This window comes from Flavobacterium foetidum (genome assembly GCF_004634245.1).
GTDB lineage: Bacteria > Bacteroidota > Bacteroidia > Flavobacteriales > Flavobacteriaceae > Flavobacterium > Flavobacterium foetidum.
Genome location: NZ_SJTF01000019.1, coordinates 21,165 through 37,536 on the forward strand (window position 1 = coordinate 21,165; position 16,372 = coordinate 37,536).

A 16,372-nucleotide genomic window follows, 5' to 3' on the forward strand; every position below is an offset into this window, starting at 1 on the left:
AACCTAAAACAAAAAAAACACAAATGAAATCAATCATTTTACGAGAAATAAAATCTTTCTTCGGCTCGCCGATCGGATATTTAGTTATTGCGATTTTCCTTATCATCAACGGACTTTTTTTATGGGTTTTCGAAGGAGATTACAACATTCTCAATACTGGTTATGCCGATTTAACGCCGTTTTTCACCTTGGCACCTTGGATTTTAATTTTCTTAATTCCGGCCGTAACAATGAGAAGTTTTTCTGATGAAAAAAAACAAGGAACTTTAGAATTATTGCTAACAAAACCTTTATCCGTCTGGCAAATTGTAAACGGTAAATTCTTCGGTTCATTTTTACTGATTATCCTGGCCATTATTCCAACGTTGATTTATGTAAAAGTAATTTCAGATCTGGGCTCGCCTGAAGGAAATATTGACATGGGGAGCACAATCGGGTCTTATTTTGGATTATTGTTTCTGATTGCCTCTTATTCTGCAATCGGAATCTTCACTTCTACCCTTTCAGAAAATCAGATTGTTGCTTTTATAATTTCTGTGTTTCTATGCTTTTTCTTTTATTTCGGTTTCGAAGGTTTATCATCATTGCTTCCTTCTTCTGCAAACTTTATATCAGTTTTAGGAATGCAGTACCACTTTAAAAGCATGAGCCGTGGCGTTGTCGATACCCGCGATGTGATTTACTTTTTGAGTATCAGCATTTTATTTTTATCAATTACAGTTTATCAATTAAAATCTTATAAAGCGTAATGAAAGCATCTAATAAACTAAATTTAAAGACATTAGGCATTACAATATTTGTTTTAATTGTTTTGAACGTATTGGGAAGCTTGTTTTTCTATCGTTTTGATTTAACCAAAGACAAACGTTATACTTTATCGCCAACCACACTGCAAATTTTAAAACAAGTCGAAAATCCGTTGTCGGTTAAAATCTATATGGAAGGCGAACTTCCTGCAGATTTTAGACGCTTGCAACAGGAAACCAAACAATTACTAGAAGAATTTCAGGCGTACAACAGCAATATTGTGTTCGAATTTGTGAATCCGATGGAAAATGAAGACGAGAGCATGGATTTTGCGAAATCTCTTTTTCAAAAAGGATTGACCCCAATAAATATTACAGTCGACGACAAAGGAAAACAGTCTCAGGCAATGGTTTTTCCGTGGGCAATTGCAGTTTACAACAATAAAGAAGTAAATATCCCATTACTGAAAAACCGAATGGGCGCTTCGACTACCGAAAAAGTAATCGGCTCGATTCAGCATTTAGAATATTCTATTACCGATGCCATCAACAAAGTAACCAAAACAAAAAGCAAAAAAATTGCGATCATCAAAGGAAATGGCGAATTAAAAGAAAGTCATATTGCCAAAATGCTGATGCAGGTTCACGAAAGTTACCTACTCGGACCTTTTACTTTGGATTCTGTTGCCAAAAATCCGAACGGAACTTTAAAAGAACTCAAAAAATATGATTTAGCCATCATTGCCAAACCAACAGAAAAATTCTCTGATGAAGAAAAAGAGGTTTTAGACCAATTTATAGTGAACGGTGGTAAAACCCTATGGCTTATTGACCAGGTCGCTGCCGATATGGACAGCCTTTACAATGATTCTGGCGCAACACTAGCCTATCCGAGAGATTTGAACCTAAACGATATGTTTTTCAAATACGGATTCAGAATTAATCCTGAACTAGTAAAAGACGAGCAAGCAAGCCCTATAAAATTGGCAATTGGCGAACAAGGAAGCGCAACGCAGTATCAGGAATTTAGATGGAAATTTGCTCCCGAAGTATTCCCTACAAGCAAACATCCTATTGTAAAAAACTTGGGCGGAATTAAATTTGACTTTGCAAATCAAATCGATACTCTTAAAAACGGCATAAAAAAGACTGTTTTACTGCAGTCTTCTCAATATTCTAAAGTAATTGGAACTCCTTTCGAAATCAGCCTTGGTATGGTTGAAGAGAAAACGACTCCGCAAGATTATCTGAACAAAGGACATATTCCGCTTGCTGTTTTACTCGAAGGTTCTTTTCATTCTGTTTTTGAGAACAGAGTACTGCCTTTTAAAGACGATTCGTTTACAGCATCTGGAAAACCAACCAAAATGATTGTGGTAGCAGATGGAGATATTACGAGAAATCAATTGGACAAAAACGGAATGCCGGTTGAGCTCGGATATGATCAGCGTACTGGAAAACTTTACGACAATAAAGACTTCATCATGAATTCTATCAATTATTTGTTAGATGATACGGGACTTATTAACATTAGGAGTAAAGATCTAGAACTGCCTTTACTGGATAAGGAAAAAGTTTATGAGAGCTACACCACAACCCAATTCATAACTATCGGAGTTCCAATTCTAATTTTGGCCGTTTTCGGGCTCGTATTTACTTTTGTAAGAAAAAGAAAATACAGCCATATAGATGTTAATAAAAAAATGTAATACTTTAGATAGTTTAAGATATATTTGTAATCCGTATATTTAGCCCTTTATTTGCTAAATAAATCCACCAAAAAACAAAACAATACAGATGAAATTTATAGTATCGAGTTCGTACTTATTAAAACAATTACAAGTTTTAGGTAGTGTAATCAACAGTAACAATACGTTGCCAATTTTGGACAACTTCTTATTTGAGCTGAATAATAATGAGTTGACTGTTTCGGCTTCAGATCTTGAAACGACAATGTCTGCTACATTATCAATCGATTCTACAAGCAAAGGAAGCGTAGCTGTGCCTGCAAAACTTTTGTTGGAAATTTTAAAAACATTCCCAGAACAGCCTTTGACTTTTACTGTTGAAGACAACAATACCGTTGAAATTAGCTCAAATTCTGGTAAATATGCATTAGCATATGCTGCCGGAGAAGAATTTCCGAAAGCTGTTCAGTTAGAAGAACCATCTGTAACTCTTGTTCCTGCTGAAGTTTTAGCAACCGCAGTAAGCAAAACAATATTTGCCGCGGGAAATGATGATTTGCGTCCTGTAATGTCTGGAGTTTTCTTCCAATTTTCACCTGAAGGATTAATTTTTGTGGCTACCGACGCTCATAAACTGGTAAAATATGCTAGAACAGATGTAAAAGCATCTCAGGTTGCCGATTTTATCATGCCTAAAAAACCTTTGAACATCCTAAAAAGCATTTTAGGAAGTTCTGATGCAGAAGTAAAAATTGAATACAACGATTCAAATGCGACTTTCTCATTTGACAATTATATCTTGATGTGTCGCTTAATTGATGGAAAATACCCTAATTACGAAGCGGTAATTCCGAAAGAAAATCCAAACAAATTAATGATAGATCGTTCTTTATTTTTAAGCTCAGTTCGTCGTGTTGCGATTTTCTCTAACAAGACCACACACCAAATCCGTTTGAAAATCGCTGGAGCAGAATTAAATGTTTCTGCAGAAGATATTGATTACTCAAACAAAGCAGAAGAAAGATTAACTTGTGATTATCAAGGAGATGATCTTCAAATTGGTTTTAATTCACGTTTCTTGACAGAAATGCTTACCAATCTGCAGTCTGATATGATTATGCTTGAAATGTCTCTTCCAAACAGAGCGGGAATCCTTACTCCTGTTGATGGTTTAGAAGAAGGTGAAACAGTTACGATGCTTGTAATGCCCGTAATGTTAAATAGTTAACATCAAAGTTTCTTTTTGTTACAGGGATTTTTTTTAGTTTCGAATTAAAAACATATCATTGTAAAAAAAATATATCGCTATTAACCAACCATTTTTTATACCTAGAAACCGCAATTCTTATAAAGAGTTGCGGTTTTTTTATTTGTTTCAGGTTTCAGGTTGATGTGCTTTATGTATTTAACCGCAAAGCACGCAAGGTTTTTTGATATACGAAACCTATCGAAAACGCAAAGTTTGCAAAGCTTTGTGTAAAAACTTTGCGAACCTTGCGTAAACCTTTGCGAACCTTGCGTAAACCTTTGCGAACTTTGCGGTTAAACTATACATCTACTATATCAAACTGAAACTTGAAACCTGAAACCTGAAACAACAAATTTCCGTATCTTTGAATTATGAAAATAGAAATTTGGTCGGACATCATGTGTCCGTTTTGTTATATCGGAAAAAGACAATTGGAAACTGCATTAGCAGATTTTCCTGAAAATGAATTTGAAATCGAGTGGAAAAGCTTTCAGCTGGATCCAACCATAACCTCACAGCCTGATAAAGATGTTTACGCCTATTTGGCAGAACGAAAAGGCATGTCAGTTGAACAATCTAAAGAAATGCATAAAGGTGTGGCAGAACGTGCAAAAAGCGTTGGTCTAGATTATGATTTTGACAAAGCCGTTATTTCAAATTCCTTAAATGCACATCGCATCATTCAACTGGCGAAAACGAAAAATCTTGGAGATGCCATGGAAGAGATTTTCTTTAAAGCGTATTTTACCGATGGAGAAGATTTAAACAATGGAATGACATTAATAAAACTTGGAATCCAGGCAGGTTTAGCAGAAAATGAAATCAGAGAAGTTTTGGAAAGCGATACTTTGTTTTTGAAAGAAGTAGAATCAGACATTAAGGAAGCTGGCGAAATTGGAGTTCAAGGTGTTCCGTTTTTTGTTTTTGACCGAAAATATGCTGTTTCGGGAGCGCAACCAGTAGAAGCTTTTATACAAACGATCAAAGAAGTTTTAAAATAGTTTAATCATAAAAAAAAACGCATCGTGACAATTGCCATGATGCGTTTTAAAATTAAATCAAAAGTTAGAATCTCTTATACTCTACTCCGTTTTTATCAGCATACGGAAGAAGCAAATCCATGACTTTTTGGTGTTTTTTATCTATTTCGATTCCTTTCGTATTATCTAGATTTCTTGCTGCAGCATCAATATCTTCAGCACTTTTTCCGTCGTCTATCATTTTTGCAATTATCGGAAAATCTTTAGTCTGAATCTGGTCAGCATATTCAAATAAATCTAATCCAGCTTTTACAATTTCTTCAGCATTCTTATCCGGATTTAGCTTCTTTATTTTCTTTAAATCTTCCTTAAAAGTAGCTCCATAAAAGTATTTTACAAATTCTACACAGTTAGCTTTTTTCATGCTTTTGCCATCCTCGGTTGGAACATTTAAAGACCCATTTTCCTTCTGTAATCGAAGTTCTTTAAAAACACGCTCGTAATTCGATGGAATCTTGTTTGCATTCAATCCTATCAATTGAAAAATTCTTTCTGGACTATCGTTTACCAAATTGCACGAGACAGTACAGAAAAACAAAATAAAAACTAAAAAATTACTGATTCTCATAATATAAACATTAAATATTGCTTTCTGTGGCTAAGCCTGAGTTTGTACCGATTCTACTAATTTATCTATCTTTTTCAAAATAAACCTCTCGTAAGCATCCTGACGGCCTAGGCTTTTCTTTCCCGACGAAAAGCTTTCACTCAAAATATAATTTTTGACAAACTGACTTCTGGCTGCTCCAAGAGCATAATACCAATTGCCCATTTCGGAATGTGCAAATATTACAACTTCATGAAGTTTCATAATTTTTCTTTTACCGAAAATGGGACTGAATTTATACACAGCATTTTCATTCCCGTTAAATGTGTATCGTATTCTAGAGCTTACTATACTATCGTACAGGCTTTGAACTGCTAAGTAAAAAAGAACAATGTAAATAGCCCATCTCATGCTTTCTTCGAGATGATGATCAAAAAATAACAGTACAATCACTCCTACAGCTATACCGCTCAAAAACCACCACAACAAATAAAGCGATGGCTTTTTAGGACAAAACGAAAAAGTATTCAAAGTTTCTTCGATATTATATCTTTCCTGAATTTCCATCTAATTCTAATATGTCGTATATTTCATTAATAAGTTTCTGCATAGATGAAGTCAAAAAACCTTGAGCGATTCCGATAGATTTCTCTTCGTTATCTTTGATATAATACATATTCAAAGAAACATTAGTAGTAATAAAGTTTTGCTTTAATTTATAAAGTTCAAAATTTACGAAATCAGAAAATTGAATAGTGGTAGGTTTTCTAATCAATCCGTTCTTAACTACGAAATGCCTTTGATCTAAATCTATTAGAAAACTATCCTGCAAAACAGATAAGGCGCAAAGTACTGTCAACACCAAGAAGACTACAGCCCCAATGTATTTGCCGTACCAAAGACATCCAATAGCAAATGCGGCCATTGCCAGAACTATAAACAAACCGAAACCGTACTGTTTTTTCATGATGTATTGGTTTCCGTTTTTTTCGAATTTTTTAAGCTGACTCATTTACTAATTAAGATTCACGCCATCAATAATCATTGACGAGCAGATTAAAGAAAAATAAGAACTGCTGTAGTCGGCATTTATCTGATCACTCAGCGAATCAATTCTCGCTTTTGTAAAATCAAACTTTCTTGATGGCAGTTTTCCATAAGAATCGGTCATTGTAATCTGGCCGTCAACACCTCCTTTGTTTTTCATAAATACAGCTAGTAGAGCAATATCCTGTTTTTCGAAATCTAATGAAAAATAATAATTGTTTGTTTCTTTGTTTTCTTTGCTCTCTGTTCCCGAAAAATTATTCACAGAACGCGTAAAAGAAAATGTTGCCGATCTTACCGCCGCTTTTATTGTTTTATTTCCATCTTTAAGCGTGATTTCGATTTTAATTCGCTTATCTTCTTGTTGTGCATGCATCAATTCCGTAAAAAAACACAATACAAAAACCAATAAAGTAAAAAATTTCTTATTCATAATTTTAGAGTTTTAAAAAAAAATAACTAATGCAAGATTACTATTAAGTTAAAGGCACGACAATCGAGAATTGGTAAATGGATGTTTTAGATTTTTATTTGGACACTCTTTTAAAAGATTTAGAAAAGACGTAGTTTTTACTAAGCTTTACGAGCTGTTGGGACTAAAATTTGAAGAGAAAAAAGTGTACGTAATCGTTTGGTCGATCTGTATGCAATTTGTATTTTGGCTTCAATTACCACAACAAATGCAGATAAAATTCAAACCAAACTTCGAAAAAGGCATCCTACTCAGACTTGCATTTCTGGCATTTTGTATATTGTTCTGTACAAGATTTCAGGCACAGCAAATTTCAGCAATAGAAAAAAAAGCCGAGGCAGGATACTCCAAGCGTTTTTCAGATTCTTCGGCCTGCAAAAAAATGCAGTTTGACGCCCTAAACCTCGCCAAGAAAAACAAAAATATAGATGATGAAGTGATTTGTTATTCCTATCTCGCACTTACACAAAGGCGTTTGCTTCATTTAAAAAATTTCACCAAATATGCTGACACGGCTTATGTTCTTTCACAAAAATCAAATAGAAAAAGAACAAAAGCATTTGCATCTTTGGTAATGGGAACCTTAAAGTCTTATATAGATGATAAACCTCAAGCATTAAATCATTTGCTTACGGCTTACAAGCTATTTTCGCAAGCAGATGCACACGATCAATGCGCCAAAATTGCGGCCGATATTTCGTACTTGTTCTCTCCAGGTTCACCCGAAAAAGTCAAAAAATATGTTCGTGAAGCATTACTGCATGCTTCTCAGGCAGGAGATCCCGAAAGCCAACTTCATGCTAGGCTTGCATTTGGAAGCTACTTGACCGATACGCTTGAAGACGGTTCTGAAGAAGAGTGGAGAGTGGCTTTAGACTTTTTTAAGGTTACAGTAGCTTATACTGAGAAGAACGCGGAAAAAATAGTCAGTAAAAGCAATATCGGAATAGCTTACATCAATCTTGCGGCATTGTACTCTAGAGGACCAAAACCTATTGATGAAAAATCATTTCTGGAAAACCTCGAAAAAGCAACAGCTATCGCAAAAAAATATAATATTAAAATTATTTACCGAAGCGCAATCGGATTAAAAGGGGTTTACTACAACGAAAAAGGCGACTACACCAAAGCCGAACTATTGTTTATCGAAGGAATTAAATATCAAAAAAGTCTACCGTATACAGATAATTACCTGCTCGCCACTTTTTACAACTCACTTAAAGAAGTTTCGATAAAAAGAAAAGATTATATGGCTTATTATGCTTATGATACACTGTACAATAAATACAATAACTTAAAGAATAACGAGAGCATGCAAAGAGAGCTTCAGAATGCTGAAGCGAGGTACGAATCGACAAAAAAAATGGAACGAATCGAACAGCTGGAACAGGAAAATAAGCTCGAAGAACAAAACAAACTTTTAGGTTATGCTGTTGCTGGAGTTTTATTGATTGGACTCATTTTTATGTTTCGTTCTTATTACTATCGACAGCGATATTATCAAAATCGAGAAGATTTTCTAAACCAGGAACAAGCCAATGCCGAATTAAAAATGCAGCTGATGGAAAAAGAGACCATCGAAAATCTAGCCGCACGATTATCTTTAGAGCGCAGACTGCTTCGTTCACAAATGGATCCTCATTTCATTTTTAACGCATTAGGAAACATCCAAAGCATGATTTTGCAAAAAGACACTATACCGGCGGTTTCCTATCTCAATAAATTTGCAAAACTAACGCGTCAGATTTTGGAGCAATCGCGCAAAGAAACGATTTCTGTTGAAGAAGAAATCCGGACTTTAAAAAATTATATCGAACTGCAGCAACTTCGTTTAAACAATGGATTTGATTATTCTATCATATGCGACGAATCAGTTGAAAATGATTTACTTATTCCGCCTCTCTTAATCCAGCCCTTTATAGAAAATGCGGTAGAACACGGCTTAAAACCAATAGCCAAAAACGGCAACGGATTATTGGAAATCTATTTCGAATTGGCTTCTGATGAGCAAAATCTAATCTGTACCATAAAAGACAACGGCATCGGACTTGCTGCTTCGAGAAAATTAAAACTAAACGACAATCACCAATCACTATCGACAACCATTACCGATGAGCGATTGAGTAAAATGCAAAAAGATTATCCATCGGCAGGATTTCAAGTTTTAGAGCGCGATTCCGAAACAGACAGCACAGGTTGTGTCGTAATTATAAACATTCCAATAATAGACTAAAATGTACAAGACAATTATAATTGAAGATGAACAACGATTAAGAGAAGCGTTATCTATAATGCTTGAAATGACCGCAGCCGATCAAATTCAAATTATTGGCTATGCCGAAAGCGCTTCAGAAGCTGTTAAACTCATAGACCGATTAAAACCTGACCTTGTTTTTATGGATATCATGCTTACTGACGGAACAGGATTTGATGTTCTGCAGCAAATTACATTCAATTCTTTTCATCTTATTTTCACAACAGCCTACGAACAGCATGCCATTAATGCTTTTAAATATAGCGCTATAGATTACCTCTTGAAGCCGATAGATCCAGAAGAACTCAAAACTGCGGTGGAACGCATTACTTTATTAGAAGAAAAAGTGTTAGAAAAACAGCAGTTAAACGAATTACAGCAAAATCTCAACAAAACACCCGACCGCATTATTCTGCCAACTCAGGAAGCGATGTATGTTGTAAAACTGGACCAAATCATTAGATGTGAGACCTCTGGCTCCTACACCACCTTTATCTTAACAGATGGAAGAAAAATAATGGTTTCAAAGCCTTTAAAAAATTATGAAGATTTACTAGAGCCTCCAATGTTCTTTCGTATTCATCAGTCGCACTTAATTAATGTGAACTCGATTGTAAGTTATTCCCGCGAAGGAATGGTGCAAATGATTGATAAATCTACAGTCCCGATTTCGAGAGGCAAAAAAGAGCAATTTTTTAAATTAATGAAAGATGAAATTTAGGAAATGATGAAGTGGATTTCCGCTTTACTGATTTAACCCGAACAAATACCAACCCAAAGCGGCCAAAGACAAATTTTCTATTTAAGATATATATAGTTGTAGCTATTTTTGATTTACTAAATAAATATAACGATGAACAGAAAAACCCTTTCTATCTTAAGCTACATCACTATTATTGGATGGATTATAGCATTTGTTAAAAGTAAAGATTTAACTCCAAAAAGCGATCTTGTGACCTATCACTTAAAGCAAGGCTTTGGCATTTTTGTAGTTTCATTTATAGTAAATATTCTTTTATCTATTGTAATATTTGCTACGCCTTCACTTTACTTTCTAAGCTACGTTGGTTATGCAATTTTCATTTTATGGATTTTTGGCATTATCAATGCCGTAAACGAGCAAAAGAAACCAATTCCTATAATTGGAAAAGCATTTGAAGATAAATTTGGTTTTATAGACTAAAATCATATTCCGTTTTTTACACGCCTAGTTTTAAATTTTTGAATACAGAAAATGATTCTCAGTAATCGTTGGTGCTATGAGTCTGGCATTGACCAAATCTGAGAATCATTTCTTTTTTTATGCCTAAAATAAAAAAGATGAGCTAAAAAACTCATCTTTTTTCGTCTATATTAAAATAAAATTGAATAAACAGCAAATCCTTATTTTAGAAGCATAACAGCATCATTAAGTTCATGATCTGAAATGTATCCCAATAAAAATTCTTCTGTCGATTTTTTGTTTCCCGAAGGTGTAGAAAAAGTATTGAGGTAAAAATGTTCGTCTTCGTCTGAAATATGAATAATTTCAGTAAAGCCTCCGGCAATTAGTGAACCTTTCAGTTTAATCACCTTAAACTCACTGCCATTGTCAATTTCTTTTCTCACCCTAAGTTTAATAGTGCTTTCCATTACGATGTTTTTAAATTATTTTTGGTTTGTTCAAACTACTGTAAAACAGCAGCTTTAGATGTATAAATATAGATAAAAATCTATTCCGCTTCTAATCGAAATTGTTAAAAATTCCTCAGTTGTAAATATTTCGCAAATAATCAATTACATAAAACTTTGTTATAATTTATAACAGCACTTTTTCAAAAAAAGCTATCAATCTATGCTAATTTTGCAAAATCAGAAACAAATTGCTCTTTTATGTTTTCTGAGACTGCAAAATGAGAGAAACTGAATATGCCATAGTCGATATAGAAACCACGGGCGGAAATGCCTCAGGGAGTCGTATTACAGAAATTGCCATCATTATTCATGACGGAAACAGCATTATTGACCGTTTTGAAACGCTTATTAATCCGCAGAAAGATATTCCGCTTCCTATTTTCGCATTAACGGGAATCAATAACGAAATGGTTCGCGACGCACCTATATTTGATGATGTATCAGAGCAGATTTTTGAAATGCTCAATGGTCGTATATTCGTGGCACATAATGTAAATTTTGATTACTCCTTTGTACGTCATCAGCTTCAGGAATCTGGATTTAAATGGACCGCCCGAAAGCTTTGTACAGTACGTGCAGCCCGAAAAATAAAACCTGGACTAAGTTCATACAGTCTCGGAAATTTATGCCGTTGTCTAGCTATTCCTGTTGAGAATCGTCACCGCGCAGGAGGCGACGCCGATGCTACCGCCATTTTGTTTACAATGCTTATGGATTGGGATGACGAAGGGCATATATCAAAAATGCTTAAAACGACTTCTCAGGACCAACGCTTGCCTCCTAACCTGCCTCCGTCAGATTTTGAACAGCTTCCAGAAAAACCTGGTATTTACTATTTCTATGATCAAAACAAAAAGGTGATTTATGTCGGAAAAGCGGTCAACATAAAAAAACGTGTTGCTTCTCATTTTACAGGCAATAATGTAAAACCGCAACGACAGAATTTTCTTCGAGACATTTACAATATATCTTTTGAGGTCTGTGCCACCGAACTTATGGCACTTCTGCTGGAATACAGCGAAATCAAAAAACTCTGGCCTACATACAATCGTGCTTTAAAACGCTTCGAACCCAAATTCGGATTATACGAATATGAAGCGCGTAGCGGCTACAAACATCTCGCTATTGGAAGACTGAATAAATTTCAGACTTGTGTTGAAGTTTTTAATTCTGAGTATGAAGGTGTAAACTTGTTGCTTTCGCTTTCTCAAAAATTTGAAATCGATCAAAGGTTCTGCAGCTATTCCAAACTAACTCCAGGCGAATTTTTGATACCCCAGAATAATTCTGAATATCCCGAAATTGCCGTTCATAATACTCAAGTAGAAAACGCTCTGGAATACTTAATCAACAGCAGGCCAAGTTTTGCCATTATCGACAAAGGACGCTCGCTTGAGGAACGCAGTTGTATCTGGATAGAAAACGGACATTTTTACGGAATGGGCTATTTTCCCACCGAAACCGCCATTACCGAACCTTTAGAAATAAAAGATTATCTAACTGCCTATACCAGTAGCCAGTACATTATGCAATTGGTTTCTGCGTTTGCCGACAAAAATCCAAGAAAAGTCTATTTCAGCAAAAACTTCCAAAGTAAAGAAACAGAAACCGATTTCTCATTTTAAAATTATTTTCTTAATCAAAAGTTACACAAAAAAATCTAAATTTGAGCTCCGTAAACAAGCCTTAAAATTATGATTTTTCTGAAAAAGCCTATCTATTATCTAACACTATTATTAGCACTTTTTTATTCGCAGCAACACTTTTCGCAAGAAAGCAAATCTCCTAAAAAAGAAAACTCAGGCCGATTGTTCAATGATACTACAGCAACCGACAGCGATTATCTGATGGCTATCGAAAAAGCTGGAGAAGTTTTAGAATCTGCCTATAACGATACCGATTTTGAAGGCGGCACACATCATCTTTTTGGAGACATGAAGCGCACCGAAAGCAAACTCGAACTCATCTTAGCGAGTTTAAAAGGCGCAAACCCGAATGTTCGAAATCAGCAAATGTACCGTTTGGTTCTGCAAGAAATTCAGCATGAGCTAAATGAGCAGAACACCGCAATCAATGCGCGAAACTTAATACTGGAAAAGATTAAAAAACGTGTCATCGACCTTCGAAAAGACAAGACTTTAATCACTCTACTTAGAGATACCATCCGTCGTAAACAATTCAAAAAAGAATTTGCAGACCTTAGAAAAAGATATCTGGCTACAGACAGCCTAATGACTGAAAATCAAGGAATACTTAACACAAAAAAAAGGCTTACGGTACAACGAAAAATTGCCGTTTCCAACGCTTTGGTTACTGTTGAAGGAAAACTGGAAAAATCGGGTGTGAATATCTTCAAAAAAGAATATCCATCTTTGTGGCAACTCGGCGATTCTGCTATAAAGAAAAAAGTGACGCATAATATAAAAGCTAAAGTAATCATTGAAGAAAATGTAGCAGCTTATTATCTAGGTTACAAAGCTGGCGGACTTATTACTTTATGTTTCTTTATGGGACTTTTGTTCTGGTATATTTCGAGAAACATCAAATTACTAAAAACTAAAAACAGTTTTGAGAATCTTTCACAGTTTAATTTTAAATATTTGAACAGAGGTGTTCTCATTCCGGTTGTCGTTATCGGACTAAACATTGCAGTAGTAAGCAATCTATATGCACCTGCCCTGTTTTTAGAGTTAATTCAGCTCATCTTATTGGCGGCTTTAACAGTATTGTTCAAAAACAAATGGTCGGGTGTCGCAATGCGCAACTGGCTTTTGCTTTTAGGATTATTTTTTGCGCTTTGTTTCCTAGATTTATTCATTACCGTCGGATTAGTGCAACGTTGCGCCTTTGTTGTAATCAATATCTTCGGAATTCGATACGGACTAGTACAAATCAAGACCTTAAAAGAACAGCTTTATATCAAAGGATTCTTCAAATGGGCTAGCATCATTTTTATAGGTTTGAATGCCTTATCCATTATTTTTAATTTATTTGGACGAGTTTCACTTTCAAACATGCTTAGTATAACTGCTTTTATATCATTAACTCAAATTGTTGCTTTAAGTGTTTTACTGAAGATTATCTTAGAAATCATCCTTCTTCAAATTTACACCACAAGAGTAAAACGAGGCATTGAGAAAATGTTTGATTACGAAAGTTTGTCAGACACTCTGAAAAAACCATTTATCATAGTAATCAGTTATATGTGGCTGATTGTAATTGCATCTAATTTAAACATTTGGGAGTCCCTCCGTGCTTCGTTACAAAAAATCTTAATCCATCCCAATACAATCGGAAGCATTACTTTTACTTTAGAAAACGTTGTTCTGTTTTTCATAATCATTTGGGCGGCGCACCTGCTTCAAAATTATGTGGCGTACTTTTTTGGCGAAATTGACGATGAAAACGAAGAAAACATTAATAAAAGACAGCATTCAAAACTTCTTATCACAAGGCTTATCGTCTTAATAAGCGGTTATCTTCTGGCTGTGGCCGCTTCGGGAATGCCTTTGGACAAATTGAGCATTCTTCTTGGAGCGCTGGGTGTTGGTGTCGGACTCGGACTTCAGAATATCGTCAACAATTTTGTTTCGGGTATCATTTTGATTTTTGACAAACCTATCCAAATCGGAGATGTTGTTGAAATCAGTTCAGAATCAGGCCGCGTGAAGTCTATGGGACTAAGAACTACCAAAATCAATGCGCCAAATGGTGCCGAAATTATTATTCCGAACGGTAACTTATTATCGCAGAATATCACCAACTGGACTTATACAGATAATTATAAACTTGTAGAAGTCACATTCGAGATTACCGGCGAAACCGTACCAGAAGAAATAAACACCATTGTAAACGAGACTCTTGCCAATCTGCAATTGGTCAACAGCGCAAAACCATCGCAGATCTATTACAGTGCTATTTCTCAAGGAAAATACAAACTCCTTATAAAATTCTGGTGCAGCATTTACCGTACTGAAGAAACAATAAGCAGCGCGCGCCAGGAACTGTATAATAGTTTTAAAGACAAAGGCCTTACTTTCTCAAGCTAGACTATAAAAAAGCGATAACTAAAGATTTTGTTGGTTATCGCTTTTTTGTTTTATTGAATTATGATTTAGTTCTTAAATTTTTTTATTCATATTTTAAATATTTTAAGACATCAATTTTTGTTACCTGATATGCTTTTGTTAAAACAATAGTTTAAACTTAACAAAAAAACGAAAACAGAAATACACTTTTTGAAATCTGTTTAATCGAAAACTAAGCAACTACCTGCGAATATTATAAAATAACGAAATATATTTTGTAAATAAAAGTCGGCGCAAATTAACGAACTTTATCAGCTATAGACTTCTAATAAATCAATTCTATGAGCGATATTGCAAAACGATTTCCAGAAAATCCGCTATTGATGCCTAAAGATCTTCGGTCGAGTACCAGTGATCTGCAGATTATTAGCCTTTTGAATCCCGGAGTTTTTACCTTTGAGAACAAAATCTGGCTCATTGTGAGAGTGGCAGAAAGTATAGCGCAAAAAGAAGGCGTGATTTTTTTTCCTGTAGTTAATGAACTAGGAAAAGTCGAAATTATCGAAATACCGTTAAACGACCCTGACTTAATTGCTAATGATGCCCGTGTAATTCAGTACAAAGGTTTAGATTATTTGACTACATTATCTCATTTAAGATTAGTTTGCAGCGATGACGGAATTCATTTTTATGAACCGGAAAATCATAATTCGTTGATGGGAATCGGAAATTTAGAGCAATACGGAATAGAAGACTGCAGAGTCAGTAAAATTGATGAAACTTTTTACCTTACTTATACAGCAGTTTCGTCTAGTGGCGTGGGCGTTGGGTTGAGAACCACAAAAGACTGGAAAAACTTTGAAAGCAAAGGAATGATTTTTCCTCCTCACAATAAAGATTGTGCTATTTTTGAAGAAAAGATTAACGGAAAGTTTTATGCGCTGCATCGTCCGTCTAGCCCACAAATTGGTGGGAATTACATCTGGCTTTCAGATTCTCCCGACGGAGTTCATTGGGGAAACCATCAATATCTAGTAGGAACACGAAAAGGACTATGGGACAGCGCAAGAGTTGGCGCAGGCGCCGCTCCTATTAAAACTGACGCCGGTTGGCTTGAAATTTATCACGGAGCCAATGCCGAACATCAATATTGCTTAGGTGCCTTTTTAATGGATATCGAAGACCCATCAAAAGTTATTGCAAGAACGCTGGAACCCATCATGGTTCCGACAGAAAACTACGAACTCAGCGGTTTCTTTGGTTATGTCGTTTTTACCAATGGTCATATAGTCGATGGTGATAAACTCACAATTTATTACGGCGCTGCAGATGAATTTGTCTGTGGAACTCATTTCTCGATTAAAGAAATACTGTCAAAACTTGATTATGCAGCGAAATAAAATTTTAAAATACTTTGAAAGAGCCTTTAACTTAAAATTAGTTAAGGGCTTTTTTGTTTTTACCAAAACACCTAACTCAGAATCAATTCATTTTTTTTGAAATAAAGTTAATCCAAGTTGAAATTCACGAAATATAACCAATAATTTTAGATGAAATTATTATATTTAATTGATTTTCAGTCATTTTACACAAAGGCACGAAAGTTGGCTATAACATTAACCAAAAA

15 protein-coding genes are annotated in these 16,372 nt (G+C 35.1%); 10 read left to right on the forward strand and 5 right to left on the reverse strand.

The annotated features are described in order from the left end of the window. The first annotated feature begins 23 nt into the window (after nt 1–23). From gldF to E0W73_RS19745, 4 genes are all read left to right on the forward strand, one after another. Complete coding sequence (gene gldF / locus E0W73_RS19730; protein WP_135223761.1) at nt 24–749, forward strand: gliding motility-associated ABC transporter permease subunit GldF; 726 nt, start codon at nt 24–26, stop codon at nt 747–749. Then, complete coding sequence (gene gldG / locus E0W73_RS19735; RefSeq protein WP_135223762.1) at nt 749–2,455, forward strand: gliding motility-associated ABC transporter substrate-binding protein GldG; 1,707 nt, start codon at nt 749–751, stop codon at nt 2,453–2,455. Before gldF ends, gldG begins: the two co-directional genes overlap by 1 nt. An 88-nt stretch (nt 2,456–2,543) precedes the next feature. Beyond that, nucleotides 2,544–3,662 (forward strand): DNA polymerase III subunit beta, encoded by a 1,119-nt coding sequence (gene dnaN / locus E0W73_RS19740; RefSeq protein ID WP_135223763.1) that lies wholly within the window; start codon nt 2,544–2,546, stop codon nt 3,660–3,662. 392 nt (nt 3,663–4,054) lie between these two features. Beyond that, complete coding sequence (locus E0W73_RS19745; protein WP_135223764.1) at nt 4,055–4,684, forward strand: DsbA family oxidoreductase; 630 nt, start codon at nt 4,055–4,057, stop codon at nt 4,682–4,684. A gap of 64 nt (nt 4,685–4,748) precedes the next feature. Here E0W73_RS19745 and E0W73_RS19750 read toward each other — a convergent pair whose 3' ends face one another. Genes E0W73_RS19750 through E0W73_RS19765 form a run of 4 tightly spaced genes read right to left on the reverse strand, consistent with a single transcriptional unit; the run spans nt 4,749 to nt 6,750 of the window. After that, on the reverse strand, nt 4,749–5,291 hold the full coding sequence (locus E0W73_RS19750) for a hypothetical protein (RefSeq protein WP_135223765.1): 543 nt from the start codon (nt 5,289–5,291) through the stop codon (nt 4,749–4,751). 30 nt (nt 5,292–5,321) lie between these two features. Further along, complete coding sequence (locus E0W73_RS19755; RefSeq protein ID WP_135223766.1) at nt 5,322–5,837, reverse strand: hypothetical protein; 516 nt, start codon at nt 5,835–5,837, stop codon at nt 5,322–5,324. After that, nucleotides 5,815–6,282, reverse strand: coding sequence for a hypothetical protein (locus tag E0W73_RS19760; protein ID WP_135223767.1), 468 nt, complete (start codon nt 6,280–6,282; stop codon nt 5,815–5,817). The genes E0W73_RS19755 and E0W73_RS19760 overlap by 23 nt, the downstream gene beginning before the upstream one ends. A 3-nt stretch (nt 6,283–6,285) precedes the next feature. Further along, a complete protein-coding gene (locus E0W73_RS19765; protein WP_135223768.1) occupies nt 6,286–6,750 on the reverse strand; it encodes a hypothetical protein in 465 nt (154 codons plus the stop codon). A gap of 247 nt (nt 6,751–6,997) precedes the next feature. Here E0W73_RS19765 and E0W73_RS19775 point away from each other — a divergent pair, with 247 nt between their 5' ends. From E0W73_RS19775 to E0W73_RS19785, 3 genes are all read left to right on the forward strand, one after another. Next, entirely contained in the window at nt 6,998–9,022 is a 2,025-nt protein-coding gene (locus tag E0W73_RS19775) for a sensor histidine kinase (RefSeq protein ID WP_244248520.1), read from the forward strand. A 1-nt stretch (nt 9,023) separates the two neighbouring features. Further along, complete coding sequence (locus tag E0W73_RS19780; protein ID WP_135223770.1) at nt 9,024–9,764, forward strand: LytR/AlgR family response regulator transcription factor; 741 nt, start codon at nt 9,024–9,026, stop codon at nt 9,762–9,764. Nucleotides 9,765–9,896: 132 nt separating this feature from the next. Continuing rightward, nucleotides 9,897–10,226 (forward strand): DUF4870 domain-containing protein, encoded by a 330-nt coding sequence (locus tag E0W73_RS19785; RefSeq protein WP_135223771.1) that lies wholly within the window; start codon nt 9,897–9,899, stop codon nt 10,224–10,226. Nucleotides 10,227–10,426: 200 nt separating this feature from the next. Here the strand turns inward: E0W73_RS19785 and E0W73_RS19790 are convergent, their stop codons facing one another. Next, complete coding sequence (locus E0W73_RS19790; RefSeq protein ID WP_135223772.1) at nt 10,427–10,675, reverse strand: hypothetical protein; 249 nt, start codon at nt 10,673–10,675, stop codon at nt 10,427–10,429. Between the two features lie 260 nt (nt 10,676–10,935). Here E0W73_RS19790 and E0W73_RS19795 point away from each other — a divergent pair, with 260 nt between their 5' ends. The 3 genes from E0W73_RS19795 (at nt 10,936) to E0W73_RS19805 (ending at nt 16,145) form a co-directional block, all read left to right on the forward strand. Further along, complete coding sequence (locus E0W73_RS19795) at nt 10,936–12,342, forward strand: exonuclease domain-containing protein (protein WP_135223773.1); 1,407 nt, start codon at nt 10,936–10,938, stop codon at nt 12,340–12,342. Nucleotides 12,343–12,411: 69 nt separating this feature from the next. Then, on the forward strand, nt 12,412–14,766 hold the full coding sequence (locus E0W73_RS19800; protein ID WP_135223774.1) for a mechanosensitive ion channel family protein: 2,355 nt from the start codon (nt 12,412–12,414) through the stop codon (nt 14,764–14,766). 320 nt (nt 14,767–15,086) lie between these two features. After that, complete coding sequence (locus E0W73_RS19805) at nt 15,087–16,145, forward strand: glycoside hydrolase family 130 protein (protein WP_135223775.1); 1,059 nt, start codon at nt 15,087–15,089, stop codon at nt 16,143–16,145. Nucleotides 16,146–16,372: the final 227 nt, after the last annotated feature.